This window comes from Kitasatospora sp. NPDC047058 (assembly GCF_040643935.1).
Taxonomy (GTDB): domain Bacteria; phylum Actinomycetota; class Actinomycetes; order Streptomycetales; family Streptomycetaceae; genus Kitasatospora.
In genome coordinates, this window is record NZ_JBEYVJ010000940.1 from 1 (window position 1) to 1,107 (window position 1,107).

Consider the following 1,107-nt stretch of genomic DNA (forward strand, 5'->3'; position numbering starts at 1 on the left):
CCACGACCGGTCCGCCCTCGTCGAGGTCCCACACCCGGACCGCTCCTCCGGAGTGGCCGGTGACGGCGACGGGACGGCCGTCCAGCACCGCCGTCGCCAGAGCCCGCACCGCGCCGTTGTCACCGGTGGCGGCCGTGCCGAGCTTCCGGCTCGTGGCCAGGTCCCACCAGTGCAGCGAGCCGTCCTCGCAGCCGGCGACAGCGAGCCCACGGTCCTCCACGACCACGGTCGCCACCACACCCACCTTGGCCGGCGCGGGCAGTGCGTACCGCAGCCGGGAATCCAGACCGGCGCCGGTCGCCCACTGCACGGTCCAGGGATCAGCGGCTTCCCGGCGGACCACCACCTCGGCGAGGCTTCGCGCCAGCTCCCGCTGTCCGTACCGGGCGGCGTCCAGCGCCAGCAGCTGCCGTCGCACCTGCGCGCCGGACTCACGGTGCACGTGCCCCGACGCCCGGTACACGGCAGCCGCCACCACCTCCTCCGGCCCGACCGCGCCGTCCACCGCCGCCACGACCTGCTCGGGGTCGCCGTTCACCAGCCACCCCGGATCGGTCAACCGCCCACCCGCAGTCACCACTTCACCGCGCGGACCGTCACCCGGGAACTCACCAGTCATGCCCGGCACCCTAGCCACACCCCCGGACAATCCGCCTCGCGCCCCGATCCGGCTCGGCCCGGCCGGCCTGACAGGACCCGTTCGTCCGCGTTCACCGGCGGATCGGCTTCCTGATCAGATCGCACAGCCCCGACCGTGCGAGGGTCAGAGGGTGAGCAGCCGGACGAGCAGCCCCGTCACCGTGCCCGCCGTCAACGCCGACCCCAGGACGGTGAACAGCAGGTCCACCGTCCGCTTGTCCCAGCCCTCGATCGCAAACCGGTGCGGGGCGTCCGGATCGTATCGGACCACGACGCGCGCCCCCACGCCGAAGTCGTCTCCGACGGTTCCGCGGCCGAACCTGGAGGCGTGTTCGCACACGCACCCGTCCAGGGTCGTCCAGGCCGCGACCGGGTGGTGGAACGTGGCACCTTCGTCGTCCCGCCTGACATCGTGGCGGACGATCCGGGCCTCGGCCGTGACGCAGGTCCGGCGGAGCACCCGGGCGC

General features: G+C 73.8%; 1 protein-coding gene and 1 pseudogene. Both read right to left on the bottom strand.

Annotated elements, in window-relative coordinates:
• Positions 1–559, bottom strand: a pseudogene (locus ABZ885_RS41795) (hypothetical protein); the annotation flags it as partial.
• A gap of 204 nt (positions 560–763) precedes the next feature.
• Positions 764–1,107 (bottom strand): DUF3592 domain-containing protein (locus tag ABZ885_RS41800; RefSeq protein WP_360200528.1); only part of this gene is annotated, 344 nt, incomplete at its 5' end.